Raw genomic sequence first — 25,236 nt, 5'->3', positions numbered from 1 at the left:
TAACATACGTCTTCTTTGAGCAGAGCTGTCTCCAAATCCTACGGGTTTGGGGGCGGCTTTTTATTAACCCATATTGACCGATACGGAGCAAACGTACAATTCCTTTACGTGCGAGATTCATATACCGTACCGAGGTGGTTCCTTTGTACAAAAAGAATTATGCAAGCGCAAAAATACGGGGCAAGCAGCGCGTTTGCCGTTATTTGTCCGCCACAGGGGCGCTGAAACGGCTTGTTCCGCACACGGTTTCCTTAACGGAGCCGAATCTGAGAAGCATGGCGGGGAGATACAAATCGCTCTACATCAAGCCGGATGTAGGGTCCATGGGGATCGGCGTGCACAGAATGACGCGATTAATTGGCGGTTACGAGCTCCTGTCTACGCGGAAACGGAGCCAACTGCGGCGCCGCTTCGGTACGCTGTCGTCGTTGTATCGGCATATGAAGGCGCAGCGTCAAGGCAGGATGATCGTTCAGCAAGCAGTTTGGCTGGATCGGGTGAATGGACGACCTTATGATTTGCGCGCCATGGTTCAGCGTAAGCCGGGCGGTTCGTGGACCTGCACCGGAATTATGGCGAAGGTAGGGGCTCCATACAAAATCGTGACGAACTACTATCAGGGAGGCAAAATCGTAACGCTGCAAAATTTGTTAAAGCAAAAGAGGCTTTCTTCTTCGGCGCGTCGTTCCCGCACGTACTACTTGACCGCCAAAGCGCTGCAAGTATCAAGGGTATTGAGCCGGATGCGCTCGGGCATGCACGAGATGGGGATTGATTTTGCTTATGACCGCAATGGCCGATTATGGATATTGGAGGTCAACTCCAATCATCCACAATACCATCCGCTGAAGAAGCTGGATCGAAGGGCGTACGACCGGATGGCGGAATATGCCCGAAGCTACGGCAGATACGACAACGGACGCTAGCCATGAGGCTCGCTCCGATTTCCGTCGGCATCCTGCCGGCGTTTTGCCGGAATTCCGTCGATGCTTGGTCCCGCCGGCTTTTCTACGGCACTCCGCCGATGCTCCCGCACGGAGTTCCGGTTGTTTTCCGCCGGCACACCGTACTCGGTCGCACTCCCTCGGCCGTCTTTCTGGCGGTATTGCGGATGACTGTGGTTGATCTGCATGTTATGCGGTTGCTTTACCGGTGCTTGTCGGTAGGGCGGCCGCCCCTGTAAACGGAGTATTGAGGCAGCATGTCTATGACGGCATCGGGGTCGATGGCATAAATAACGTCTTTCAACGTGCTTTCTTCCAGGCGGTAAATATCGATTTGCAGGGCGTATACGATGGTTCCGTCGCCTTCTTCCTTGCTGCCAAGCATCGTCGGTTCCCGGCCGGTGGCTTGCTTAAGGGCCGTGCCGATTTCATCTCCCTTGGCGCTGCGAACCCGCATAACCCGGTTTAATGTCGTTCGATGCGGCATCAGGTTGATCTCCAGGAACATGATGACCGCCAAAATTGCGAATGCGATAGCCGAGCACATGACTTCAAGTCTATCGGCTGCCGCCCCCGTTAGCCGCTTTATAGCGGCCGGTTGGATCTCAGCCTGATCGGTAACCGGATGCCAGGCCGTTTCCACTAAGGGTCTCATTCGTGAATTCCTCCTCACCATTTTGGTTTAGAAGCTCCATTATGCGACTTTCAGCAGCGGCTTAGCTCTCCGACGTCACCTCTTTCTTCTTCGGTTCGCCTTGACCCCATCGAGAACGTTTGAAGAGGGGGGCCATTAAACGATAAATATGCTTGGTTTCCTTGGTCAGCAGCGGCCCAAGAATCGCTAATATGAGTACATATAAGGCCGTAAATGGCTGGATAATCTGCAGTAAGCCCCCAGCTTTGGCCAGGTTGGCCATAATGATTGAAAACTCGCCGCGCGCGACGATCGTGATGCCGATGTTTACCGAGGCTTTAGGCGAAAGTCCGGCATTGCGGCCTGCCCACATGCCCGATACGAGATTGCCGATCAGCGTAAGCACGACAGCTCCGATGGAAAGCCAGACGGCACCACCGAGCGAGAGCGGATCGATCGTCAAGCCGAAGCTGAAGAAGAAGATCGCCCCGAAGAAGTCCCGGAACGGAAAGATTAGCTGCTCGATTCGCTTAAGATGCGCGGTTTCGGCAAGCACGAGCCCGACAAGCAGCGCCCCGATCGCTTCCGCAACGTGAATCGTCTCGGAGAAGCCGGCGATCGTAAAGAGCAGTGCGAAGATAACCAGCAAAAACAGCTCGTTGGAGCGTATATTCAGCATGCGGTTGAGCAGCGGAACGCATTTGCGTCCGATCACCAGTACGAGCAGCATGAAGCCGAGCGCGATGAGCGCCGTCATCAAGACGCCTCCCAGCGAGGAAGAGCCGTTCAGGATGAGTCCGGAAAGAATGGAAATGTAGACGGCGAGAAACACGTCGTCAAACATGATGATGCCGAGAATCATTTCCGTTTCCGGGTTTGCGGTCCGTTTCAGGTCCACCAGCACTTTCGCGGCGATAGCGCTTGAAGATATCGTCATGACGCCTCCGACGATAAGCACCTCGAGCAAAGGGAGACCGGCCGCCCATCCGAAAATCAGGCTGAGCGAGAAATTGATCAGAATGTAGATCGTGCCGCCGACGGCGATCGAACGGCCGGATTTGATCAGTCTCCCGATCGAAAATTCCAGTCCCAAGCAGAACAGCAGGAACAAGATTCCGATCCGGCCGAGAAAGTCGATAAAAGGGGCGCTCTCGATAAAGCGCAAATCGAAATGTCCCCATTGAATGGAATGCGGTCCTACCGCCATCCCGACCAAAATATAGAACGGAATAACCGAGAAACGCAGCTTCGTCGACAGCAAGCCGGCTATAGCAATGAGTGCGATTGCCAAGCCGATCTCAAAAACGAGATCATTCATGGTTAACCGCCCCCATTCATGAGCAGATTCTTAAAGGCTTTTTGCTGTCTTCTGTCGCCGGCGACGATAAGCGTCGTATCGGCGGTAAGCGCGATATTCGGATCGGGGTTGATCTGATTGTGGTGCTTTTCCGAAATGGCGATGATCGTCGCTCCCGTACGTCCGCGGATGTCCAGCTCGCCGATGGTTTTGCCTATAAAGCAGCAGCCTTCCTCGATGCGGTACCATTCGATGACGAGATCGTCGAGAACGACTTCGATCGTCTCAAGCGCCTTCGGCTTGTAAGCCATTCCTCCGATAATGCCGGCGACATATCTGGCTTCGTCGTCGTCAAGCGTAATCATGGACGTCATTTCGTCCTGGTCGTCTTGGTCGAAGTGATAACACTCCCGACGTCCGTCATCATGTACGATCAGGACCAATTTGTCGCCGAAGCGCGTGATCATTTGAAATTTTTTTCCAATTCCGGGAAGATCGGTTTCGCGAATGTTCATCTGGTGCCTCCTCATTGCGAGCGCTCTACCGATTCTCGAGATGTTCCCGTATTTCGTTTCCCTCGTGTCCCCTTTTCCAAAAGGATAAAACGTTCGCCGGCGTCTTTTCACGCTGGCGTTTAGCGCAGATCTAGAACCGCTTCCACAACACGCGTTCTGATAACTGATAACTGAAAACGGACCAGCGGTTTCCTTAAAATCTCCTGAAAGTACATCTCCGCTGATTGTTCGATTTCACGGTAAACGCGCACTTCGGAAAAGACGGCGCAGCCGTTTATCCCTTTACAGGCAGCATCAAACAAACCCGCCGCAGGCCGATTTTTAAAAAGCGATTTAAAAGAAGTCTTGTGAATAGCAAGAAAAGGCTTATTATTCACCGGACTTTAGCCTACGGAAAAGAATCGTGTCCAGCTTAAACGAAATACGGTCAGCACAAAGAATGCGGAGAACGCTTCGCTTCATTTTCATAAAAATGGAATTATTTTCATAAAAGGGCAGACGGGTTTCAGGACTTTATTATTACGAGGAAATGCGGAACTACACATAGAGGGATGTGAATTTGATGGGTGATAATCGCAAATGGGTCAAACGGCGGCCGATCTGGGGGCAAAAGGCATTACGGGTTGCAGGCATGATGCGTAAAGACGCAGCTTTCCAGGAAAGAAAGGGGAGCAGGGAGGCGGATAAAAGCACGGCAAGCCGAATGGCATCGGAAGCGGATACGTGCTTGCGAACGAGCCATTTAACGTTGGATTCCACTCCTTGCGACAAGGTGGTACGGGTCGTTTCGCTGCCGAGCTGCGTCTCCAAACTTGGCGTAGGCATCGTAAACAACATCAGGACCGCAATTAGAATCGTAGATAAATAACGAAAGGAAGAGATAATTTGAGATATCATAGGGTTTCACCTCCAATTCCACTCTAATTAACGATATTATAACATAAATCGCCTGTTTTCTCAAACCATTATACTTGCATATTCGCCCAAATGTTAATCAAACCTGCTGCTTCTTGAGCACGAGTATGGTATTCTTGTATGGGAAAGTTCAAAGGAATCCGACAGCTTAAGCGGGTGAAATAGAAGGAATGGACGTAAGCGAATTATTGTCTTCTTTAACGGAAGAAAGGCTTAAGGAATTATTGGAACAGTACCGATCGCTGGGGCCGTTTCCCGGCATTTTTCTTACATTTATGAAATCGTTCGTGCCTCCGCTGCCGACCATCCTTATCGTAGGCGTAAATGCGGCGGTATACGGCCTATGGCTCGGTTTCCTGTATTCGTGGATCGGGATGGTAGCGGGCTGCATGGTTACTTTTCTGGTCGTAAGGAAAATTGCCGGACATCCTTATTTGGATCGTTGGGCCAGGAAGCCGAAGGTGCAGAAAAGCATGACCTGGATAAGGCGAAATGCATTCAGCTATGTATTTCTGCTTAGCATTTTTCCCGTCGGTCCGTTCGTCATCATCAATATGGCGGCCGGGGTGGCCCGCATGCGGATACGCTCGTTCCTCATCGCCGTGTTGTTCGGCAAAGCAATTATGGTGTTCTCGGTATCTTACATCGGTCACGATTTGGAAAGATTTATTAGAAATCCGGTCGAGATCGTATATGTCCTGCTGTTCATCGGGATCTCCCTTTGGATCAGCAAGCGGATCGAGGCGCGGTTCACAAGAGCGGAAGATACGCCGGACGAGCTTCCTGCAGGACGAGGGGAACAGTCGCGGCTGCAATAGAGGGAAGACTTGACGAGTTGCGTTAAGAGCGTACGAGGGCCGAAGCGTCATCGTTCCGCGAGCCCGAGAACCGGACGTTCCGGGCGCTTCGCAGCGCTGCATAACGGCGGTAAACCTGACGTTGTATTCCAATTGAGACCGGCGGCATTTTGGTATATGATGATATAGGAATTTGGATAAAGAACGCCCACAATCATAACATAAAGTGAGAGGAATGCCATGAACCCCAAAGATTTGAATTATTCCATGCCCCCGGAGTGGGCCGAACATACACGTACCTTCATCTCGTGGCCGGTGCAATCGTCGATGGTTTACCCGGACAGCTACGAGTCCGTATCTCAAGGCTACGCACAAATTGCGCTGGCCATAGCCGAATTCGAGCCGGTGGGGATCGTTGTCAACCCGGACGATATCGATCGGGTGAAGGCGCTCGTCGACGCGCCGAATATCGAGCTGATTCCGATCCCGCACAATGACGCCTGGTTCCGCGACAACGGCCCGACGTTCGTCGTTAACGGCGCGGGAGAAGTAGCCGGCGTAAACTGGCGCTTTAACGCATGGGGAGGCAAATATGCTCCATGGGATTTGGATGATCAGGTGGCGCCGCAAATTTTGACGCGTTATGGCGTACGGCAATTCGATGCGCCACTCGTCATGGAAGGCGGATCGCTTCACGTTGACGGCGAAGGGACGCTGATCACGACGGAGGAGTGCTTGCTGAATCCGAACCGGAACCCCGAGCTTACGAGAGAGCAGATCGAAGAGCAGTTAATGACTTTCCTGAGCGTCAGCAAGGTCATCTGGCTCAAAAACGGCTTAAGCGGCGACGAGACGGACGGCCATGTCGATAACATCGCTTGCTTCGCAGCCCCGGGCAAAGTCATCATGCAGGTTTGCGACGATCCCGAGGACGACAATTATGCGATTACTCAAGAAAATCTGCGTATTTTAAGCGAAGCGACGGATGCGCAAGGCCGCAAGCTCGAAGTCATTCCGATTCAGCAGCCGCCGTATGCAAGCTATGAGGATAACCGCTTAACGCTCAGCTACCTGAACTTTTATTTTGTAAATGACGGCATTGTTTTGCCTGTGTTCGGAGGGGCTGCGGAGGAAACCGACCGGCTTGCCGAGAAGGTGCTGGGCGAAACGTTCCCGGACAGACGTATCCGCAAGGTCGACGGGATGGCGATCATTCGCGAAGGCGGCAACGTCCACTGTACGACGCAGCAAATGCCTTCCGGGAAATAAACGGGAAAAGAGGGAACCGATTGAGAAACGTAAAAGTGGCGGCGACGCAAATGAGCTGCTCAACCAATATCGATGAGAATATAAGCAAAGCCGAAGCGCTTGTCAGACAAGCGGCTGCGCAAGGAGCGCAAATCATCCAGCTGCAGGAGCTTTTTGAAACGCCGTATTTTTGCCAGAAGGAAAAAGCGGATTATTACGTATATGCTACCGAATTGGAACATAATAAAGCGGTGAATCACTTCAAGAAGATCGCCAAGGAGCTTCAAGTCGTATTGCCGATAAGCTTCTACGAGAAGAAGAATTATGCCAGATACAACTCGCTCGCGGTAATCGATGCGAATGGCGAAGTGCTGGGGCGCTACCGCAAAAGCCACATTCCGGACGGACCGGGCTACGAAGAGAAGTTCTACTTCAACCCGGGCGACACAGGCTTTAAAGTATGGAATACGCGTTACGGCAAAATCGGCGTCGGCGTCTGCTGGGATCAATGGTATCCCGAGGCTGCCCGCTGCATGGCGCTTATGGGAGCGGAGCTGCTGTTCTACCCGACGGCGATCGGATCGGAGCCGCAGGACGGATCGATCGATTCGAAGGATCACTGGCAAATGTGCATGCTCGGCCACGCCGCGTCCAATCTGATGCCGGTCATCGCCTCCAACCGTGTAGGGGTCGAAGAAGACGAGGACTCCAGTATTACATTCTACGGCTCTTCTTTCATTGCAGGGCCTCAGGGCAATAAAGTGGCGGAAGCGGGACGCTCCGAAGAAACGGTGCTCGTTGCCGAATTCGATCTCGACCAGCTGGAAAATCAGCGGATCGAGTGGGGGATTTTCCGCGACCGTCGTCCGGATCTCTACAAGGTGATTGCCTCGTATGACGGGGATTTGCTGCTGTAAAGCAGGGGTCGCCGAAGGAATCCGGCCGACTGATGGCGAAAGCGTCTCTGCTGCGGCAGCGGCAGGACGCTTAGCCTTTTCAACAACGTATTTTCCGTGTATGATAGGAATAAGTGCAGATAGGAATGGATATACTATCAGAAGGTTATTATTAGACGAGTTGGAGCGATCAGGTTATAAAACCAAAATAATCAAAAATGTTGGGAAACGCTTGCTTTTTTGAAAAACCTATGTTATGCTACATATCGATTGATATAATTTTAACCTAATTCACATAATGTAAAGGGTTAACATTTAGTCGATGGAGCCTTTTACAATGTGTGAATTTTTATTTTTCTTGAAGAATAAAACTAACATGTTACATTTAAATTTATGGAGGTAATACCATGCAAACAGGTACAGTTAAATGGTTTAACGCAGAAAAAGGATTTGGATTTATCGAAGTTGAAGGCGGCAACGATGTATTCGTTCACTTCAGCGCTATCGTAGGCGACGGCTTCAAATCCCTGGACGAAGGCCAACGCGTTGAGTTCAACGTTGTTCAAGGCAACCGCGGACCACAAGCTGAGAACGTTGTAAAGCTGTAAGCTTCAGCTTTATAAGAACTGCCCTTAACGTGAGTTAAGGGCAGTTTTATTTTTTGTGCGTAACTATTGCAGAGCAGTCAGGAAAGCGAGCATCGAATCGGAAGACGAAGCCGTCAAAGCTCCGAAGGAGGCGTCATACATGTACTATAGGAAAAAATCGTCAGAGCCTGTTGCTGAGGAAGTTACAGCGGTATGGTCTTGCACGAAGGATGGCTGTAAAATGTGGATGAGGGACAACTTTTCATTTAAGTATATTCCCAGTTGCCCGGCATGCAATATTCCAATGGTAAGCAGTACCAAAATGCTCCCGCTACTTGTCAACTCGAACAATAATCTAAAAACGCTCAAAAAGGGCGTGCAGATTTAACATCCGTACGAACGGTCTCTTTATTCGCGCGTCTTCCGCAGCATCGACGGAGGACGCTTTTTCCGTTACCAGCCCAGATCAGCTCGGCGTAATTATATCGAGTAATCTGCTATAAGCCGGCGGTAAACGTCGACGTCAATGAAGCCGGCGCGTTTATTACAATCGTCGGGCCAGCTTTTCATAACAGCTTGTGACCCGACCGAGCCCGAACGTTTATCCTAGTCAATCGCCTATAAATTCGTCAATGCTGCGGTCGGCTTTGCTTTGATTGCATTCATTGCATGCGCAGACGCAATTTACAGGGGTTGTGTGGCCGCCTTTGGCCCGGGGAAGGATATGGTCGATCGTATCGCCGTATTCCCCGCAGAAATGGCAGGTGTAACGGTCGCGCGTCAAAATATAACGGCGAAATTTCTTGTTGCTGTACAGCCGTCTTATCGTGTGAGGATTAACGACGACGGCGGCATGCTCCCGCACAAGTGTAACGGCCGTTTCGAGGTCCGTTTCCTGCAGCCAGCCGCGCCCTTTGTCCGTCTTGCCGCGCATGCGGATAAAGCCGCTGCGCGTTAACCGGAGCACGGACGCATCCGGACCTTCCGGTTTCGGCGGAGGCGCCGGCATCGGGCGTTTGATCCGGATTTTCACCGGGGCGGGGGACTCGTCCGCTGCGAACGGGTACTCCGGCATCGGCACAGACGGCTTGGAGACGGCGAAAGCGGCGCCGGAAAGCTCAAGTCCCGCTTCGGAAGCCGATCCGCCGCGTTTCCGGCAAGCCCGGCATGTGCCGCGCCTGGACGTTTTGCCCGACCGTCTTCCCGTTCTGCGTAAAAAGTGGGACAGCGGTTTTAGCTCGCCGCATTGAACGCAGTGTTTATGATTTGTCGATGTATCGTCAAGTGCAGGTTCCTGCGCAGCGATTTGCGGCTCCTTATCCAACTTGTCCACCTCATGTTTTCTCGCCGGTAGCCCGGAAGTCTTATAGTCCTATTGTACACGGTTAAGGGGCAATTTCACACATGGCCGCCGATGGAAATCCAGCCGTTTCCGGAATAAGCCGGTGTATCGGCGTATGAATCCATATTAAGCAGCCATGCCAATGCAAAAAAGAGCTTCTCCCGCGTAGGAGCGGGGGAAGCTTTTTTGAAATAAATAATAGACAGTGTCAACTGCAATTGCGTCGCTGCATGGGGGCGATCGGCCCGGACTCCTTTAGGGAAGCATGACTGCTTTGACCTCATATGTGCTGCTCTTGGAGCTGTGCACGAAATCCGGTTTGCCGTGTTCGCGCAGAGCGGGCAAGGCCGGCTGGGTTTTGCTCCACGTGGAACACTGCGCAGATCGACAATTTTCGGCATCTTGATTTATACGAAAACAGTGCACCTAAGCCGCCGTTTATATTCGGTTTAAAAAAGTCAGGTATAGTAACGGCATATCGATTGCGAATGGAGATGGTCGTGCGTGATCAAGTTGTTCCGCTTTTTAAAGACTTACCGATGGGCGGTGACGTTGGTGCTGGGGCTCGTATTGCTGCAGTCGCTGTCCGAGCTCTATTTGCCGACGTTGATGGCCGACATCGTGGATAAAGGGGTTATCGAGGAAGACCTGCCTTATATTTGGAAAATAGGCGGCTTCATGCTGCTCGTCGCTGCCGCCGGCACCGTATTTTCGATCATAGCGAGTTATGTGTCGGCTAAAATATCCGCGGGCTTCGGTAAAATCGTCCGTAATAAAATATTTACCCACGTCGAGCATTTCTCGCTGCAGGAGTTCGATAAAATCGGTACGGCGTCGCTCATTACACGGACGACGAACGATGTGCAGCAGGTGCAGCAGGTGCTTATCATGATGCTGCGGATGATGGTCATGGCGCCGATGATGTGTATCGGCGGCATTATTATGGCCGTCTCCAAGGACGCCAAGCTGTCGCTGGTCATCGTCGTGATCATTCCGGTGCTCGCGGCTGCAATCATGATCGTGGCGATGAAGGGCGTTCCGCTTTTCAAAAAAATGCAGATCAAGCTGGACAAGCTGAATCTCGTGCTCCGCGAAGCGCTTACCGGCATCCGCGTCATTCGCTCCTTTAACCGGATCGAGCATGAGAAGAAGCGGTTTGACGAGGCGAATGCCGATTTGACGGAAACGGCGATCAAGGTGAATAAAATCATGGGTACCATGATGCCCTTGATGATGCTGATTATGAACTTCGCATCGATCGCCATCATCTGGTTCGGCGGACTGCGCATCAGCGAAGGGCATATGCAGGTGGGGGATTTGATGGCGTTCCTCCAATATGCGATGCAAATCATGTTCTCGCTCATCATGGTGTCGATGATGTTCGTTATGGTGCCCCGTGCTTCGGCTTCGGCGGTTCGGATCAACGAAGTGCTGGACATGGTGCCGGACTTGAAGGATCCGGAGCAACCGAAACGCGCCGACGCCAAAAGAGGTTACGTCGAGTTCCGCGACGTCACGTTCAGTTATCCCGGAGCGGAGGCGCCTGCGATTTCGGGCATTACGTTCAGCGCGCAGCCTGGGGAAATTACGGCGATTATCGGCGGCACAGGCTCGGGAAAATCGACCCTTATCAGCCTTATTCCGCGATTTTACGATGTAAACGGCGGCTCCATTCTGATCGATGGAGCGGATGTGCGCGAGCTGTCGCAGGAGCAGCTGCGCAGCAAAATCGGGCTCGTTCCGCAGAAGGCGGTTCTGTTCACCGGAACGGTTGCCGACAACATTCGGTACGGCAAGGAGGATGCCACGGATGAAGAGGTTCGCCATGCGGCGGCCATCGCACAGGCATCCGAGTTTATCGGCGAAATGAAAGAGGGCTTCGATTCCGCAATCGCTCAAGGGGGTTCGAACGTATCGGGCGGCCAAAAGCAGAGGCTGTCGATCGCGCGAGCCTTGGTCAGAAGGCCGGAAATTTATTTGTTCGACGATAGCTTCTCCGCGCTCGATTTCAAGACGGACGCCAAGCTGCGCGCCGCGCTTAAATCGGAAACGCTGGAGTCCACGGTGCTTATTGTCGCTCAGCGGGTCAGTACGGTCATGAGCGCCGATCGGATTATCGTCTTGGATGACGGGCAAATTGCGGGGATCGGCAGCCATAAGGAATTGATGGACAGCTGTTCCGTTTACCGGGAAATCGTATTCTCCCAGCTATCGGAGGAGGAAATCGCATGAGTGAGCATCGTAAAGAACCCGGACAAGGGAACAAGCAGGGCGGCGGAGGTCCGATGCCGGGCATGCCGTTCGGCAGAGGGCCCGGCGGAATGGGCATGGGCATGCCGGGACAGAAGGCCAAAGATTTCAAGGGCTCGCTCAAGCGGCTGACCGGCTATTTGAAGCCGCACCGCTATCAGCTGTATGCCGTTTTCCTGACGGCTATCCTGAGCACGGTTTTCGCTATTTTAAGCCCCAAGATTATGGGTAAAGCGACGACAAAGCTGTTCGAAGGCATTATGATGAAAGTCAATAAAGTGCCGGGCGCCGAGATCGATTTCACGTATATTTGGCAAATCGTCATGTTTTTGGCCGGATTGTATGTGCTGAGCGCGCTGTTCGGCTATGTGCAGCAATATTTAATGGCCGGCGTCGCGCAGCGGACGGTTTACGATCTGCGCAAGGAAGTGAACGCGAAAATTTCCCGATTGCCGCTCTCATACTTCGATTCCCGCACGCATGGGGAGGTGTTGAGCCGGGCGGTCAACGACGTCGACAACATCGGGAGCACGCTGCAGCAAAGCTTGACGCAGCTCATTACAGCGGTCGTAACGCTCGTCGGGGTCATCGTCATGATGCTGACCATCAGTCCGCTTATGACGCTCATTCTGATTCTGACGCTGCCGCTGAGCTTCATCGTCATCAAGGCGATCGCGAAGCGTTCGCAGAAGCATTTTATGGGGCAGCAGAAGCATCTCGGACAGCTTAACGGGCATGTCGAGGAAATGTATACGGGACATAAGATCGTCAAGGCGTTCGGCCATGAGCAGAAGTCGGTGGACACCTTCAACGGGATTAACGAGGAGCTGTATCATTCCGGCTGGCGGGCGCAATTTATTTCCGGCATCATTATGCCGCTGATGGGCTTCATCAATAATATCGGCTATGTGCTCATTTGCGTAGTCGGCGGTTTGCTCGTCACGAAGAAGGCGATCGATATCGGCGATATTCAGGCATTTATTCAGTATGCAAGGCAATTCTCGATGCCGATCACGCAGACGGCGAATATCGCGAACGTGATTCAATCGACGCTGGCTTCCGCAGAGCGGGTGTTCGAGCTGCTCGACGAGAAGGAGGAAGTGCCGGAGGCGCAGGAAGCGAAGGCGCTCAAGTCTCCGAAGGGCGAGGTTCGCTTCAACGGTGTCAAGTTCGGGTACAAGGAAGACGCTGTGCTGATCGAAGATATGAACATCGATGTGAAGCCGGGGCAGACGATTGCAATCGTAGGACCGACGGGCGCAGGCAAAACGACGCTGATCAATCTGCTGATGCGGTTCTACGAAGTAAACGGCGGCAGCATTACGATCGACGGCGTCGATATCCGCGATATGAAGCGCGGCAATCTGCGCAGCTTGTTCGGTATGGTGCTGCAGGATACGTGGCTGTTTAACGGGACGATCCGCGACAACATCGGCTACGGCAGGGCGGGGGCGACCGAGCAAGAAATCGTGGAGGCGGCGAAAGCGGCGCATGCCGATCATTTTATCCGTACGCTGCCGGATGGCTACAATACCGTGCTGAACGAGGAAGCATCCAATATTTCGCAGGGGCAGAAGCAGCTGCTGACGATCGCGCGCGCCATTCTGGCCGATCCGGCGATTCTCATTCTCGACGAAGCGACGAGCAGCGTCGATACGCGGACGGAAATCTACATCCAGAAGGCGATGAACGATCTCATGCAGGGCAGAACGAGCTTCGTTATCGCGCACAGGTTGTCCACGATTCGTGACGCGGACCTGATTCTCGTGATGAATCACGGCAGCGTCATCGAGAAGGGCACGCACGAAGAGCTGCTGGCGAAGGGCGGTTTCTATGCCGATTTGTACAACAGCCAGTTTACGGGCGGCGGTCTTCAGCAAGAGGTCAGCTAGGAACGCCGGGCGCCGATGTGACGGGTATTGAGCCGATCATAAGGTGTACCGGACAAAGATGAGCGGATATGTACAACGATATCGTGCAGGTCGGTTTGAGGATATTCGAAAAACGCAGGTTTCGGAGAGGCATCTCCGGCCTGCGTTTTTTGCGTAACATTCAAAATCGCCTTCATCGCCGATCAAGCGACAAGTTAGACCGGTGGGGCGCGATCAATCCGGCTTCAGCACGGACTGCGTGAAACGAATCCATTCCCGCGCGGCTAGCGGGATGTAGCGGTTTCTGCGCCAAATCATGGCGGGATGCCACGGGATGACCTCGGCTAACGGCACGCTCCGCGTACGTTCAGTGTCCAGCTCCGCGCAAATCAGCTCCGGCAGCAAAGCGATGCCGAGACCGGCAGCGGCCATCTCGCCGATAAAGTCCCATTGCGAGCTTTTGTACAGAACATTCGGTTCGTAGCCCGCCCGCCGGCACTCTGCAATAATGCGGTCGTGCAAGGCGAAGTCCTCGCGGAACAGCAGGAACGGTTCGTCCTTCAACTCGTGCAGCGCGGCCTCCGGCTTGGCGGCCAGCGGATGCTCGGCATGCACGACCAGCATAAGCCTTTGCTTCGCGATCGGATAGTAGTCGAAAATATCCTCATGAGTCGGCAGCAGGACGACGCCGATGTCGAGCTCGCCCGATTCGACGGCGGCTTCGACTTTTTTGGCGCCATATTCGAACAGCTGCAGCGCGATGCCCGGGTACCGGCTGCGGAATTGCCCGAGCACGCCCGGAAAGAAGCTTGATCCGACCATGGGCGGCAAACCGATTCGAATGCGCCCCTTGCGCAATCCCGTCAAGTCGTCCATATGAGACGTCATTTGCCCGAATGAAGCGACCATCGCCTGCGCCTCCGGCAGCAGAACAGCGCCGGCGTCGGTGAGCGCCACTTGCTTGCCGATACGCTCGAACAGCACGATTCCCATCTCTTCCTCAAGATTCCGGACCATTTTGCTGATGGTCGGCTGGGTGACATACAGCGCTTGCGAGGCCTTCGTAAAGCTTTTGTGCTTGGCTACCTCCACAAAATATTGCAAATGGCGGATATCCATGGCTATCACCTTCCAATGCATAGATAAAAGGCATGGTACGCATTCGATTTATGTATTTTACCTATCGAATTGTATCATATACACTGTGATAGATGTAGGCTAGCTTTGGGAAAAATAAGGGGGAGAACGCCGTGAAGGTCGGATGGAAGATCGTGCCGCAGGTCGCTATGTTCATGCTATTTTCGATGCTGATGAACAAGCTGGCCGCTTTGCTGCATTTGCCGATCCCCGGCAGCATTCTCGGCATGATCGTTTTGTTTCTGCTGCTGGAGGCTCGTATCGTTCGGCTTTCATGGGTGGAATCGGGCGCGAGCTGGCTGCTGGCGGAGCTGCTGCTTTTTTTCATCCCGCCTTCCGTCGGTTTGATTGCGTACCGCAGCCTGCTGCTGCATGAGGGCTTGCGCATTGCGGCGGCGATCGGCTTGGGCACGATGATCGTCATGATATGTACGGGGACTGTCGCTGAACGGATAGCCAATCGAAAAAGAGGGGGCAGCCGGTGATGACCGCATTATTAAGCTTCATGGGAACGATCGGGGTTTACTGGACGGCCAAACGGCTGCACCGGAAGAAGCCGATACTCCTCTTCTCGCCGCTGCTGCTGACGCCGGCCGTTCTCGTCGCGGTGTTGTTATGGACGCAAACGCCTTACGAATCGTACGCCGCGGGCGCCCATTATTTGTCCGATATGCTGCAGCCGGCAACCGTCGCGTTTGCCGTGCCTTTATATAAACATTCGGCGCTGCTTAGAAAACATGCGAAAGAGATCATAGCGGGCGTGCTCGCCGGCTCGGCTGCGGCCATTGGTTCGGCCGTGTGGCTCGCGGAGTTGCTCCATTTGGAATCGCCGCTCGCTTACAGCCTGATTCCGCGTTCCGTAACGACCCCGATTGCCATGAACGTGTCGCAAACGATCGGCGGAATTCCCGCAATGACCGCCGTATTCGTCATGATGACGGGTCTGCTCGGGGCGATAATCGGACCTTTCGTCATCCGGCTCTGCCATATACGAAGCGATGTAGCCAAAGGCATTCTGCTCGGTACAAGCGCACATGGCGCCGGTACGTCAAAAGCGTTCGAAATCAGCTCCGTATCCGGGGCGATTTCGAGCGTTTCGATGATCGTAGCGGCTGTTGCCGCGCTGGTGGCCGTACCATGGGCGCTTTCTTTCGTCGGCACCCTGTAGTCTAAGGTTTGGGAAATTCCAAAAGCAGAATGACGATTGAGGAAAGAACGATCGAAGTTAAAGTGATAAGCGAAATCAGCATGCGGACGCCTGCTTTCGTATGCACGAACCAGCGGCTCCGCTGGCGAATGATTCTGACAACCCGGTTGTCCCGCACAGTGAGCAGCCGGTAAAGGAGCCATGCCGCCGCCAGCGCGATCAAAGCGATGATGATGACCCCGGCATACTGCTTGGCTATGTCGTGAATGATTTCCCATTTCGTTCCGAGCATCGTGCCGCCTACGACGAAGACGAGCACCCAGAACAACGCGCCGGTATAGCAGTAGAGCGCGAAGGTACGGAACGGAATGTTCAGAATGCCGGATAAATAGCCGGTAAAATGCCGGACGCCCGGAATGAAAAACGCGAAAAACAGCAGCTTGCTGCCGTACTTTTCAAACCATTTGGACGTTTGCTGCAGCTTCCGCGGACTTAGCAGAAAACGATGGCCGTATTTTTCAAAAAAAGGATAACCCAGCTTGCTACCGATCACGTAGGTCACGGTCATGCCGAGCGAAGTGCCGAGCCAGGCGAGCGTCAGACTAAGGATGAGGCTCATTTGCCCGTTATAGACGAGATAGCCCGAGTAGCCCATCACCAATTCGCCTGGAAACGGCAGCGCGATATATTCCAGGAGCAGTCCGAAGAAAAGAACGCCGTAGCCGTACTGCTCGAACCAATGCGTAATCGTCTCCATGTTATTGTTCCTCTCTTCCGGATTTTACCGCCGCGTACCGGCGGAATAGAAGCCATGCTGCGCCTAATGTCAAAGCGGTCGCCGCAATGAGCAGAATATGCTGATTCAAATGCCGGAAAATCCGAATCGAACGGTCTCCCAGCAGATAGCCTAGCCCCGTAAACAGGAAAACCCAGCATAACGCGCCGGGCAAGGCATACGAAATAAAATGGCGAAAGGTCCATCGGCTCATGCCGGCCGCATACGCCGTTATATGCCGGACACCGGGAATAAAGTAACCGAGCGGAATGGCGATATTTCCGACTTTATCGAACCAGGCGGACATCCTCCTATGCCTTTTCTCCGTAAAACCGACCCAATGCCCCCATCTCTCGATGAGCGGCAGACCGCATTTCGAGCCGATCCAATAACTGATCGACGTTCCGCATAAACTCCCCAAGAAAGCGGTCAGAGCGACCGCGATATAAGATAAATCTCCCTTAAATGCCAAGTACCCGGCAAATGCCATCAGTAATTCATCGGGAATCGGAAGACCGACAACCCCGAGCGCCTGCAGCAAAAACAAACAGGGGTAACCGTACTCGACCATCCACTGTGTAACAACCTCTTGCGTCACTGTGTCGGCACCTCACTTCCACACTACTGTATTGTACGATAAGAAAGTCATGCTCACGTAGTGGGAAAGGTCATCGTACAGTCATGCCTTGCTGCGTGACTGCGGTCACAGATTTCGCTTTCAACGGTATGACCGCCCATAATAATGAAGCTTGCAAGCGGCGCCGTAATTTGTTATTTTTCTCCTGACATCCTATGCTTGACTTGCTCGGTTCGACTACTTGCACGAAAGGAAGGGGCCAATGGAAGGGACGGGGAAGGGAAACGCGGTAATCGGCAAACTGTTGTTTGGTATAGGGCTCTTGTTCTTCGCGCTGACGCTCGTTCCGGTTTACCGCAATACGGTCCTGCATGCCGGAAGCGAATGGCTTCCCGCTTTAATCGCTGCAGGCGCGTTATGTTTGATCATTCTTGCGGCACACGTACTGACGAAATATACGGCCGATTGGGTGTATATAGCTTTGCTGGCAGCGCTTGCCGCCGGTATTCGGATCGTTTGGGTTTTATCGGTCGATACGCAGCCTGTATCGGATTTTCTGGATATGCATACGGCGGCCGTTCAGGCGGCGGGAGGCGATTTTTCGTTCGGGGAGAACGAGTATTTTTCCCGGTGGGTTTATCAGCTTGGCTTTACGATGTACGAAGCGCTGCTCGTCCGGCTGTTCGGCGATTCGCTCCTGGTGCTGAAAGCATTCAACATCGCGTGGAGCGTCGGCACCGCCATCGTCATTTATGCGACGGCATCGAAGGCGTTCAACCGTTTTTGCGGCAGAGCGGCTTCATTGCTCTACGCGCTGTACGTGCCGAATATTATCATGTGCTCGGTGCTGACCAATCAGCATATCTCGACGTTTTTGTTTTTTCTGGGGCTGTGCCTGGCCGTCCATAAGGGACTGACCAGCCGAACGGGGTGGCTGTGGATCGGACTATGCTTCGGCGCCGCCAACCTGATGCGGCCTTTGGGGAGTTTTTTCCTGATCGGTTTGATCGCTTATGTCGTTCTGTTCAAGCTGTTTCCGTGGCAAAAAGGCAGGACGATCGGTGCGGCGAGCCGCCTGCTCGGCGTGATCGCCGTTTACATGCTCGTACAGCAAGCTGCCGGTTACGCGCTCATTCAGTCAGGCGTGACGACGCTGCCGCTGTCCAGCCAGGAGCCCTATTGGAAGTTCATGGTCGGGCTTAACCGGGAAACGACGGGCGGCTGGTCGTATGACGACGATCAATACGTGATCAAATACAAGCTCGGCGAGGAGCGGAACGCAGCGGAGCTTGCGCTGTTCAAGGAAAGACTGGTTGACAAGGAGCAGGTGCTGCGCCTGTTCGTCGACAAGTTCGCTTTCATGTGGGGGAGGGAGGATACGGCGCCCGTTTGGAGCATGTGGCAAATTGAGCGGCCCTACCTGAAAGAGCAGCTCGTCGAAAGCGAGCGAATCGGCTACTTTATGCTGATGGCGGCGGGAGTTATCGCTATGGCGGCGCTTTTGTTCGGTTATCGCGGAAGCGGCTCGACGTTTGCGGGAAGCGCCGGTGTCAAGGACGAAGGCAGCCGTTTATCCTCGGAGAAGAGTATGACTCCGCATCCGCAGGGGACGGGAAGCCAACTGACCAGTGATACTCCGCACCCGGCCCGCGTACCGGCGGCGCAGCTTTTTCTCATCCTGCTGCTGGGTTATGCGGCGCTTCATATCGTCATTGAAATTCAGACGAGATACCGGTATGACATCATGCCCTGCGTGTTTATTATGCAGAGTTATGGGATTTACGTTTGCTATTCGGGGGTTGCGAGGCTGTTTGTCGGGAAGCGAACGGCGGCGGAATCGTAAGGGGAGGGCTTTACTTTTCCAGTAGCCGAAAACGCTCCATCTGGTGTATAGTTATTCCCGATATCTTAATGCCCGGAAACCGGGCCGCGGTTCGAAAACTCCCGCGTTATCAAAACTAGGAGGAATCTAACATGTTCAACGTTTTATGGGGCGTGCTGTTTGCCCTGGTCAATTTCTCGTTGTTCCTGGTCTGCTACAGGATGTTCGGGAAGCACGGGCTGTATATGTGGGTGGGCGTTGCGACGCTGCTTGCCAACATCCAAGTGACGAAGACGATCGAGATGGTCGGTCTGGTCATGACGCTGGGCAATACGATGTACGGTACGATTTTTCTAGCGAGCGACTTGCTCAACGAGAAATACGGCGAGAAGGAAGCGAAAAAAGCGGTATGGTTCGGCTTTTTCGCGCTTATCGCGTCGACGATCATTATGCAGATGGTGCTCGTGTTCGAGCCGCAGGAGTCCGACTTCGCTCAGCCTTCGCTTGAAACGATTTTCGGCATGATGCCGCGGCTGGCGCTAGGCAGTCTGACGGCGTACTTCGTGAGTCAGTTTCTGGACGTCAAAATCTATACGCTGCTCAAAAAGCTGTGCCCGAAGCCGAATCAGCTGTGGATACGGAACAACGGCAGCACCGGCGTGAGCCAGCTTGTCGATACGCTTATTTTTTGCACGATCGCTTTTGCGGGGGATCCGAATTATCCTCTTGAAATATGGCTGCAAATCGCGCTGACGACCTACCTGATCAAATTCGTCGTGTCGGTAGCGTCGACGCCGGCTTTATATATCGCAAGAAGCTTCAAGTTTCCGGCGCAAGAAACCGCAGACGCGGGCGGTACGGCTGGAGCGTCCAAATAAAAAAAGGCTGCTTCTCGGTTTGAACTATGAACCGTAAGATGGACACTTTGAGAAAAGTGACCCTCTTGCGGGCCGAAGTTCTGCTATCGAGAGGCGGTCTTTTTTTTGAGTTTATTTCAAGGCAGAGGGGTTACCGTGACAGAGGCTAGGCAGTGTCATTTCCGCACCGCGTGCGCCTCCCGGCGCGTGGTGCCATCGCGGCACGCGGTGCTCGGTCACACGTCGGCGGTCAAACCTCGTTCAAAAAAGGATCGAAGGTCCCAATACGCTGTAAACCGAATTTGCCCGATTCGAGCAAGGAGTCGGGGATCTCCGTATGCTGTAGTCCGAAATAGCCCGCTTGAAGCCAGGAATGGGGGTTCGCCTTGCGCTGTAAACCGAATTCACCTGCTTAGAGAGAGGTTTGTCGGTGTGCCGAGCAAAAAAAGCCGCTGCAAGTAGGCGTTTTCGGACTACAGGCGGGGAAAGGATGCCGTACTCGATTCCAAGCGGGCAAAATCGGACTGCAGCGCATGCAAGCGACGGGCGAGGAGGGACAAGCAGGTAAGAATATCGGTTGGGGGCCTGTAAAGGAGCTTCGCTATGGGTGGTCTTTCAGCGGTTGCAAGCCTATACCCATTGCCTCGCCAATGAACAAACGTATATCGAACACTAAGTCCGCCGCAAGGCGGTTTTCTCATTTTGCGCGTTACCCGGGGTAATTGCACGGAACAGTCTGTTCCGTTTTACGAAAAGTTGCCTCCTCGCTCCTGCGTGCTATAATAACTTTCGAAATTGTTCCTTTACTATTGCTGTAAGGCGGGGTGGTAAATCGATGGGGAAAAAGGTGTTGTATATCGAAGACGACCGGGAGATCGGGGCGTGGGTCAACGGGTTTTTGACCGAGCGGGGCTACGGCGTCAAGTGGCTGACCTCCGGCGAGGAGGCGGCTGCGCACATGGACGGCTGCGATCTTGTCGTGCTGGATGTGATGCTGCCGGGGTTGGACGGCTTTACGGTCGGACAGCGGCTGAAGCGGGAGTTTCCGCAGACGCCGATCTTGATGCTGTCGGCCCGGACGTCGATCGAGGATAAGCTGCAGGGGCTGCATTTTGCCGACGATTATTTGACGAAGCCGTTCCATCCCGATGAGCTGGCCGCCCGCGTGGAAGTGCTGCTGCGCCGCTTCGAGAAGCAGTCCTCTTCGCTCATCGCGCTCCGCCATCTGCATATATTTCCGGACGAAAACCGGATCGTCGATACGCGGACAGGGGAGGAGATCGTGCTTACGGGGAAACAGTTTCATATTTTCTCGTATATGCTGCGGCATCCGAACCAGATTTTGACCAAAGAACAGATTTATGAAGGGGTTTGGGGCGAGCCCTACCTGGAAGGCGACAAAACGCTGATGGTCCATATCCGCTATCTTCGCGAGAAGCTTGAGCGCGACCCGGGCAATCCCGAAGTCGTCGAAACGATACGCGGCATCGGCTACAGGGTGAAGCTATGAAATTCCGCCACTCGCTGCTTGCCCGGTATTTGCTGATTATTATGGCGGCTTTGCTGTTGTGGCCTTTCGTGTTTCCGGCCGCTACGATCCTGTATTTCTCGCCGGAGTTTTTCGGTACGATCGGCAAAGACAACCGGGAGGAGCAGCATGCATACGGACGCACTTCCGATGTGGAGAAGATGTGGCATAACGAGGCGGAAAGCTTGAACGGCTCGACCGGAGCCGACATCGACGGGAAGCTGCATGCGTTGAAGGAACGGTACCCGGAGGCGAGCCTTTTTTGGGTGGACGGCGGCGGCCGGACGCGGCTGGCGCTGCCCGAGCGGCCGGAGCTTCCTGCTGAATGGACGGCTGCGGACAGCATCACGTTCATGAAAAAGAGCATCGACGGCGACCCTTTTACCGTCGTCGCTTTTGTCGGACAAGACCCGCAGCAGGGGTTTATGGTTATTCAGCTTTCGCGGGAGCTGTTTCGGATGAAGCAGGAGTCGCTCAACACTTCGTATTTCGCCGTAATAATAGGGCTTACCTTTCTGTTGTTTATTTTCGTATCGTGGCTGTTTTTCTACCGGATCCGCAAGCGGCTTGTCCGTCTGCAGCAGGCGATGACAAGCACGGACTCCAAAGGCATCCCGCTGCCGCTCACAATCAGCAGGCAGGACGAAATCGGACAGCTGGAGCTCGCGTTCAACCGGATGATAAGCGAGCTTCTGGCGAGCCGGATCCGCGAGGAGGAGGAAGGAGCGCTGCGGAGGCAGCTGATCGCCAATCTTTCCCACGATTTACGGACGCCGCTTACGATGATACGCGGTCATGCGTATTCGCTGGAGCAAGAGGCGCTAACCGACAAAGGAAAGTCCTCCGTCGCGATGATTGCGGACAAAACGGATTATCTGGGGCGGCTCATCGAGAATTTGCTTTCCTACACGCTGCTGTCTGCCGGAAAATACCCGCTCGACCGCAAGCCGACCGACGTATTCCGCCTCATTCGCGCGTCTGCCGCCGCTTGGTATCCTATATTCGAGAAAGAGGGCCTGGAGGTCGACGTCGATTTGCCGGAGGAGGAAGAGCTCTTCTGGAGCATCGATCCAGCATGGTTTACCCGTATTCTCGACAATGTATTCCAGAATGTCGTCAGGCATGCCCGTTCGGGACGTTACATCGGCATTCGCTCCGAGAGCGCGGACGAAGGGACGGCGATCGTCATAGCCGACAAAGGCCCGGGCATGAACGCCCGATCCGACGGTAAGGGAGCCGGGATCGGCCTTACGATCGTCTCCATGATGGTGAAGGATATGCAGCTGAAGTGGGAAATCGTGAGCACGCCGGAAGGCACCTCCGTAAAGCTGAGCCGTAAACCGTAGGCAATGGGGAGTAAATATAGACGTTTACCTCCCGTATAGCACGGTGTATATGAAAAATCGTATACATTTGCTCCAACTGGGGATTTTTCGATGAATGTATGCGAAAAACCGAACACATTTGTTTCATATGGAGCCTTTCCGTACGAATGCATATGAAAAATCGCATACATTACAGTTGCGCGGGATGACGGCACAGCTCCTTATTTTTCTCGACTCTCCCGTTCTCGAAGGAGCGCCGCTCAAGCATTGTTTTTTAAACGGAATTTAAACAGAGACGTACGTCAATTTAACCTTGCCCCGTTACGATTAGTGACGGGGTGATTGTTGATGAGTAATTTGGTTATCGAAACGAACGGATTAACGAAGCAGTACCGGGGACGCAGGGCGGTGGACAATGTCAACCTGCAAATCCGCAAAGGCGATATATATGGCTTTCTCGGACCGAACGGCGCGGGCAAAACGACGACGATCCGCATGCTGCTCGGCCTGATCAAGCCGTCGAAGGGCAAGATCCGCATATTCGGCAAGGAGCTGGAGAGGGAGAAGCTGGCCATTCTCCGCAAGGTCGGCTCGCTGGTGGAGTATCCTTCCTATTACGGGCATTTGACCGCAGTCGAAAATTTGGAGGCGATCCGCTGCATTCTGGGCGTGCCCAAATCGCGCATCGACGAAGTGCTGGCCATCGTCCGGCTGACGAAGGAAGCGAGACGCGCCGTCAAGGGCTACTCGCTCGGGATGAAGCAGCGGCTTGGTATCGCAGCCGCTTTGCTCGGCAATCCGGAGCTGCTTATTTTGGACGAGCCGACGAACGGACTCGACCCGGCGGGCATTCTCGAAATTCGCGAGCTGATCAAGCTAATGCCTAAGCAGCATGGAATTTCCGTGCTCGTATCCAGCCACTTGCTGAGCGAAGTGGAGCAAATGGCGACCCGGGTAGGCATTATTCATAAGGGAACGATGATATTCGAGGATGCGATCGAAGCGCTCCGTACGCGTGCGCAAAGCAAAATCCGCATCGCCGTATCCGATCCCGACAGAGCGCTGCGTATCGTGGCGGCAAGCGGCTGCTTCGCCGTCCGGCACGAGGACTCGCTGCTGCTGGACAGCGTTCACGACGATCAAGTGGCGGGCGTCGTCGAAAATCTTGTTCATGCGCACCATTCCGTTTACAGGGTGGAGGAGGACAAGCAATCGCTGGAGGATTTGTTCCTTGAAATGGTCGGGGAGGGGAACAGTCTATGATCGGACGGGTGCTGGCGGCGGATTTTCTGAAAATTCGCCGGAAAATGATTTGGGGGCTCGTTTTTCTCGGGCCTTTCGGCGTCGTCGCGCTCCAGGCGGTCAACTTCGGCCTTCGCTACGATTACTTGACGAAGCAGTACGCTTCCGATCTGTGGGGGGGACTGCTGGAGAACATGCAGTTTCTGTCCGTGCCTGCGCTGCTGCTGGGGATTACGCTCGTGACGTCCATGATCGCCGGCGTCGAGCATCAGATGAACGCGTGGAAGCAGCTGCTCGCACTGCCGGTATCCCGAAAAAGCGTCTTTACCGCGAAGTTTCTGTTAAGCCTGCTTCTGCTGCTCGTTTCGTGCACGCTGCTGGCAGGCGGGGCGATGATTCTCGGCTGGGGGCTTGGCTTCGGCACGGATATTCCGTACGGAAAGCTTGCGAAGCTGTGCTTCTCCCCTCTGATCGCCTCGCTGCCGGTGCTTGCGCTTCAGCTTTGGCTTTCGATTACGATGCGGAATCAGGCGCTTCCGCTTACGGCGGGTATTTTGGGCACGGTGCTGACGCTATTTGGCCCGGTTCTGCCCGATTGGGTGATTTGGAAATGGCCGCTGCTGCAGGGCGACGATGCGGGGGACTACGTGCGCCTTGGCGCGGGCTTGGGCGTGGCGCTGTTGGCGGCCGGGCTAGTCGATTTTACGCGAAGGGATGTGAAATAGGATGGGAACCTTCGTAAGAATATTACGCTCGGAATGGCTGAAGCTGCGTAAATCGAATATATGGCTGCTTATTTTCGTCAGCCCGGCGCTGGCATCGCTGGTAGGGTTCGTTTCGCAATCGGAGGCGGGCAAGGGGGAAGAATGGCTGCTCCTGTTCAGTTATATGGGGGTTACGCATGCGCTGCTGTTTTTGCCATTGTTGACCGGCGTCTTCGCCGCTTTCATTTGCCGGTACGAGCATGGAGGCGGAGGCTGGAAGCAGGTGCTCGCGCTGCCGATTTCGCGGACGCAGCTATTCGTGGCGAAGCTGACGCTCGTCGTCGCGCTGCTTGCGGTTTCGCAGCTCCTCTTTGGCGCCGGTTTGTTGGCGATAGGCTCCTTTAAAGGATTCGCGAGCCCCGTGCCGTGGGCGATTTTGCTGAGAGGCCTGCTTGGCGGTTTGGTAGCAACTCTGCCGCTTGCGGCGCTGCAGTTGTCGGTATCGATCGCTTGGGCGAGCTTTGCCGCACCTCTTGCGCTGAATGTCATTTTTACGCTGCCGAACATGCTGGTCGCCAACTCGGCCACATACGGGCCATATTATCCTTGGGCCCAGCCGATGCTGGCCATGCTGCCGTCGTCGGAGGACAGCTTCGGCGCGTTTAACGTCTCGTTCGAGACGCTGCTGTTCGTTATTTGCGGAAGCTTTGCGCTGTTTTTCGTTTCCGGTCTTGCGTATTTTCGGCGGAAAGAGATTTAGAAGCTTGTGCAAGGTTAAACGGCTGCGCCGTTCTTTCCGGGGTAAGAGCGCGGTTGCCGAGAAATC

At 54.0% G+C, this 25,236-nt stretch carries 26 protein-coding genes; 18 read left to right on the top strand and 8 right to left on the bottom strand.

Annotated features, from left to right (window positions below; translation table 11 throughout):
• Nucleotides 1-143: 143 nt before the first annotated feature.
• Entirely contained in the window at nucleotides 144-926 is a 783-nt protein-coding gene (locus tag DQG23_RS20285; RefSeq protein ID WP_113032703.1) for a YheC/YheD family protein, read from the top strand.
• Between the two features lie 220 nt (nucleotides 927-1,146).
• Here DQG23_RS20285 and DQG23_RS20280 read toward each other — a convergent pair whose 3' ends face one another.
• The 4 genes from DQG23_RS20280 to DQG23_RS41840 form a co-directional block, all read right to left on the bottom strand.
• Nucleotides 1,147-1,599: a hypothetical protein gene (locus DQG23_RS20280; RefSeq protein ID WP_113032702.1), complete on the bottom strand. Its 453-nt coding sequence runs from the start codon at nucleotides 1,597-1,599 to the stop codon at nucleotides 1,147-1,149.
• Between the two features lie 61 nt (nucleotides 1,600-1,660).
• Nucleotides 1,661-2,896, bottom strand: coding sequence for a cation:proton antiporter (locus DQG23_RS20275; RefSeq protein ID WP_113032701.1), 1,236 nt, complete (start codon nucleotides 2,894-2,896; stop codon nucleotides 1,661-1,663).
• Nucleotides 2,897-2,898: 2 nt separating this feature from the next.
• Complete coding sequence (locus DQG23_RS20270; RefSeq protein ID WP_113032700.1) at nucleotides 2,899-3,390, bottom strand: cation:proton antiporter regulatory subunit; 492 nt, start codon at nucleotides 3,388-3,390, stop codon at nucleotides 2,899-2,901.
• A gap of 119 nt (nucleotides 3,391-3,509) precedes the next feature.
• Nucleotides 3,510-3,767: a hypothetical protein gene (locus tag DQG23_RS41840; RefSeq protein WP_146762341.1), complete on the bottom strand. Its 258-nt coding sequence runs from the start codon at nucleotides 3,765-3,767 to the stop codon at nucleotides 3,510-3,512.
• A 185-nt stretch (nucleotides 3,768-3,952) separates the two neighbouring features.
• On the opposite strand from DQG23_RS41840, the gene DQG23_RS20265 reads away from it, so the two are divergent.
• The 6 genes from DQG23_RS20265 (at nucleotide 3,953) to DQG23_RS20240 (ending at nucleotide 8,221) form a co-directional block, all read left to right on the top strand.
• Nucleotides 3,953-4,258 carry a hypothetical protein gene (locus tag DQG23_RS20265; RefSeq protein WP_113032699.1) on the top strand — a complete coding sequence of 102 codons (306 nt, stop codon included), beginning with the start codon at nucleotides 3,953-3,955 and terminating at the stop codon, nucleotides 4,256-4,258.
• A 217-nt stretch (nucleotides 4,259-4,475) separates the two neighbouring features.
• Entirely contained in the window at nucleotides 4,476-5,123 is a 648-nt protein-coding gene (locus DQG23_RS20260; protein ID WP_113032698.1) for a TVP38/TMEM64 family protein, read from the top strand.
• 219 nt (nucleotides 5,124-5,342) lie between these two features.
• Complete coding sequence (locus DQG23_RS20255; RefSeq protein WP_113032697.1) at nucleotides 5,343-6,371, top strand: agmatine deiminase family protein; 1,029 nt, start codon at nucleotides 5,343-5,345, stop codon at nucleotides 6,369-6,371.
• 20 nt (nucleotides 6,372-6,391) lie between these two features.
• A complete protein-coding gene (aguB, locus tag DQG23_RS20250; protein ID WP_113032696.1) occupies nucleotides 6,392-7,267 on the top strand; it encodes an N-carbamoylputrescine amidase in 876 nt (291 codons plus the stop codon).
• 386 nt (nucleotides 7,268-7,653) lie between these two features.
• On the top strand, nucleotides 7,654-7,854 hold the full coding sequence (locus tag DQG23_RS20245) for a cold-shock protein (protein ID WP_040951936.1): 201 nt from the start codon (nucleotides 7,654-7,656) through the stop codon (nucleotides 7,852-7,854).
• A gap of 139 nt (nucleotides 7,855-7,993) precedes the next feature.
• A complete protein-coding gene (locus DQG23_RS20240) occupies nucleotides 7,994-8,221 on the top strand; it encodes a cold-shock protein (protein WP_113032695.1) in 228 nt (75 codons plus the stop codon).
• 222 nt (nucleotides 8,222-8,443) lie between these two features.
• Here DQG23_RS20240 and DQG23_RS20235 read toward each other — a convergent pair whose 3' ends face one another.
• On the bottom strand, nucleotides 8,444-9,139 hold the full coding sequence (locus DQG23_RS20235) for an HNH endonuclease (RefSeq protein WP_113032902.1): 696 nt from the start codon (nucleotides 9,137-9,139) through the stop codon (nucleotides 8,444-8,446).
• Nucleotides 9,140-9,679: 540 nt separating this feature from the next.
• Here DQG23_RS20235 and DQG23_RS20230 point away from each other — a divergent pair.
• Nucleotides 9,680-11,407 (top strand): ABC transporter ATP-binding protein, encoded by a 1,728-nt coding sequence (locus DQG23_RS20230; protein ID WP_113032694.1) that lies wholly within the window; start codon nucleotides 9,680-9,682, stop codon nucleotides 11,405-11,407.
• A complete protein-coding gene (locus DQG23_RS20225; protein ID WP_113032693.1) occupies nucleotides 11,404-13,317 on the top strand; it encodes an ABC transporter ATP-binding protein in 1,914 nt (637 codons plus the stop codon). Before DQG23_RS20230 ends, DQG23_RS20225 begins: the two co-directional genes overlap by 4 nt.
• A gap of 213 nt (nucleotides 13,318-13,530) precedes the next feature.
• Here DQG23_RS20225 and DQG23_RS20220 read toward each other — a convergent pair whose 3' ends face one another.
• Nucleotides 13,531-14,415 carry a LysR family transcriptional regulator gene (locus tag DQG23_RS20220; protein WP_113032692.1) on the bottom strand — a complete coding sequence of 295 codons (885 nt, stop codon included), beginning with the start codon at nucleotides 14,413-14,415 and terminating at the stop codon, nucleotides 13,531-13,533.
• 131 nt (nucleotides 14,416-14,546) lie between these two features.
• Here DQG23_RS20220 and DQG23_RS20215 point away from each other — a divergent pair, with 131 nt between their 5' ends.
• Both DQG23_RS20215 and DQG23_RS20210 read left to right on the top strand, forming a co-directional pair.
• A complete protein-coding gene (locus DQG23_RS20215) occupies nucleotides 14,547-14,918 on the top strand; it encodes a CidA/LrgA family protein (RefSeq protein ID WP_113032691.1) in 372 nt (123 codons plus the stop codon).
• Complete coding sequence (locus tag DQG23_RS20210; RefSeq protein WP_113032690.1) at nucleotides 14,918-15,601, top strand: LrgB family protein; 684 nt, start codon at nucleotides 14,918-14,920, stop codon at nucleotides 15,599-15,601. The genes DQG23_RS20215 and DQG23_RS20210 overlap by 1 nt, the downstream gene beginning before the upstream one ends.
• 1 nt (nucleotide 15,602) lies before the next feature.
• Here DQG23_RS20210 and DQG23_RS20205 read toward each other — a convergent pair whose 3' ends face one another.
• Nucleotides 15,603-16,337, bottom strand: a complete 735-nt coding sequence (locus tag DQG23_RS20205) for a DedA family protein (protein ID WP_113032689.1) — start codon at nucleotides 16,335-16,337, stop codon at nucleotides 15,603-15,605.
• A gap of 1 nt (nucleotide 16,338) precedes the next feature.
• Entirely contained in the window at nucleotides 16,339-16,953 is a 615-nt protein-coding gene (locus DQG23_RS20200; RefSeq protein ID WP_146762340.1) for a DedA family protein, read from the bottom strand.
• Nucleotides 16,954-17,194: 241 nt separating this feature from the next.
• Between DQG23_RS20200 and DQG23_RS20195 the strand changes: the two genes are divergently transcribed.
• The 7 genes from DQG23_RS20195 (at nucleotide 17,195) to DQG23_RS20165 (ending at nucleotide 25,170) form a co-directional block, all read left to right on the top strand.
• The gene (locus tag DQG23_RS20195; RefSeq protein WP_113032687.1) at nucleotides 17,195-18,775 is read left to right on the top strand and encodes a glycosyltransferase family 39 protein; all 1,581 of its coding nucleotides are present in this window, start codon (nucleotides 17,195-17,197) and stop codon (nucleotides 18,773-18,775) included.
• A 131-nt stretch (nucleotides 18,776-18,906) separates the two neighbouring features.
• Nucleotides 18,907-19,632: a queuosine precursor transporter gene (locus tag DQG23_RS20190; protein WP_113032686.1), complete on the top strand. Its 726-nt coding sequence runs from the start codon at nucleotides 18,907-18,909 to the stop codon at nucleotides 19,630-19,632.
• 814 nt (nucleotides 19,633-20,446) lie between these two features.
• Entirely contained in the window at nucleotides 20,447-21,121 is a 675-nt protein-coding gene (locus DQG23_RS20185) for a response regulator transcription factor (protein ID WP_113032685.1), read from the top strand.
• Nucleotides 21,118-22,485, top strand: a complete 1,368-nt coding sequence (locus DQG23_RS20180; protein WP_113032684.1) for a HAMP domain-containing sensor histidine kinase — start codon at nucleotides 21,118-21,120, stop codon at nucleotides 22,483-22,485. Before DQG23_RS20185 ends, DQG23_RS20180 begins: the two co-directional genes overlap by 4 nt.
• A gap of 327 nt (nucleotides 22,486-22,812) precedes the next feature.
• Entirely contained in the window at nucleotides 22,813-23,727 is a 915-nt protein-coding gene (locus tag DQG23_RS20175; protein ID WP_113032683.1) for an ABC transporter ATP-binding protein, read from the top strand.
• On the top strand, nucleotides 23,724-24,431 hold the full coding sequence (locus tag DQG23_RS20170) for an ABC transporter permease (RefSeq protein WP_113032682.1): 708 nt from the start codon (nucleotides 23,724-23,726) through the stop codon (nucleotides 24,429-24,431). Before DQG23_RS20175 ends, DQG23_RS20170 begins: the two co-directional genes overlap by 4 nt.
• A 1-nt stretch (nucleotide 24,432) precedes the next feature.
• On the top strand, nucleotides 24,433-25,170 hold the full coding sequence (locus tag DQG23_RS20165; protein WP_113032681.1) for an ABC transporter permease: 738 nt from the start codon (nucleotides 24,433-24,435) through the stop codon (nucleotides 25,168-25,170).
• Nucleotides 25,171-25,236 lie beyond the last annotated feature (66 nt).

Origin of the sequence: Paenibacillus contaminans (assembly GCF_003285015.1) — a bacterium.
GTDB classification, from domain to species: domain Bacteria; phylum Bacillota; class Bacilli; order Paenibacillales; family NBRC-103111; genus Paenibacillus_V; species Paenibacillus_V contaminans.
The sequence above is the reverse complement of the archived record's forward strand: the minus strand, read 5'-3'. Positions and strand labels throughout refer to the sequence as shown.

Coding starts and splice junctions, on each gene's coding strand:
- DQG23_RS20175 (WP_113032683.1), top strand. CDS start 22,813: ATGAGTAATTTGGTTATCGAAACGAACGGATTAACGAAGCAGTACCGG.
- DQG23_RS20180 (WP_113032684.1), top strand. CDS start 21,118: ATGAAATTCCGCCACTCGCTGCTTGCCCGGTATTTGCTGATTATTATG.
- DQG23_RS20225 (WP_113032693.1), top strand. CDS start 11,404: ATGAGTGAGCATCGTAAAGAACCCGGACAAGGGAACAAGCAGGGCGGC.
- DQG23_RS20205 (WP_113032689.1), bottom strand. CDS start 16,337: ATGGAGACGATTACGCATTGGTTCGAGCAGTACGGCTACGGCGTTCTT.
- DQG23_RS20260 (WP_113032698.1), top strand. CDS start 4,476: ATGGACGTAAGCGAATTATTGTCTTCTTTAACGGAAGAAAGGCTTAAG.
- DQG23_RS20165 (WP_113032681.1), top strand. CDS start 24,433: ATGGGAACCTTCGTAAGAATATTACGCTCGGAATGGCTGAAGCTGCGT.
- DQG23_RS20255 (WP_113032697.1), top strand. CDS start 5,343: ATGAACCCCAAAGATTTGAATTATTCCATGCCCCCGGAGTGGGCCGAA.
- DQG23_RS20185 (WP_113032685.1), top strand. CDS start 20,447: ATGGGGAAAAAGGTGTTGTATATCGAAGACGACCGGGAGATCGGGGCG.
- DQG23_RS20280 (WP_113032702.1), bottom strand. CDS start 1,599: ATGAGACCCTTAGTGGAAACGGCCTGGCATCCGGTTACCGATCAGGCT.
- DQG23_RS20270 (WP_113032700.1), bottom strand. CDS start 3,390: ATGAACATTCGCGAAACCGATCTTCCCGGAATTGGAAAAAAATTTCAA.
- DQG23_RS20265 (WP_113032699.1), top strand. CDS start 3,953: ATGGGTGATAATCGCAAATGGGTCAAACGGCGGCCGATCTGGGGGCAA.
- DQG23_RS20245 (WP_040951936.1), top strand. CDS start 7,654: ATGCAAACAGGTACAGTTAAATGGTTTAACGCAGAAAAAGGATTTGGA.
- DQG23_RS20240 (WP_113032695.1), top strand. CDS start 7,994: ATGTACTATAGGAAAAAATCGTCAGAGCCTGTTGCTGAGGAAGTTACA.
- DQG23_RS20210 (WP_113032690.1), top strand. CDS start 14,918: ATGACCGCATTATTAAGCTTCATGGGAACGATCGGGGTTTACTGGACG.
- DQG23_RS20220 (WP_113032692.1), bottom strand. CDS start 14,415: ATGGATATCCGCCATTTGCAATATTTTGTGGAGGTAGCCAAGCACAAA.
- DQG23_RS20170 (WP_113032682.1), top strand. CDS start 23,724: ATGATCGGACGGGTGCTGGCGGCGGATTTTCTGAAAATTCGCCGGAAA.
- DQG23_RS20275 (WP_113032701.1), bottom strand. CDS start 2,896: ATGAATGATCTCGTTTTTGAGATCGGCTTGGCAATCGCACTCATTGCT.
- DQG23_RS20190 (WP_113032686.1), top strand. CDS start 18,907: ATGTTCAACGTTTTATGGGGCGTGCTGTTTGCCCTGGTCAATTTCTCG.
- DQG23_RS20195 (WP_113032687.1), top strand. CDS start 17,195: ATGGAAGGGACGGGGAAGGGAAACGCGGTAATCGGCAAACTGTTGTTT.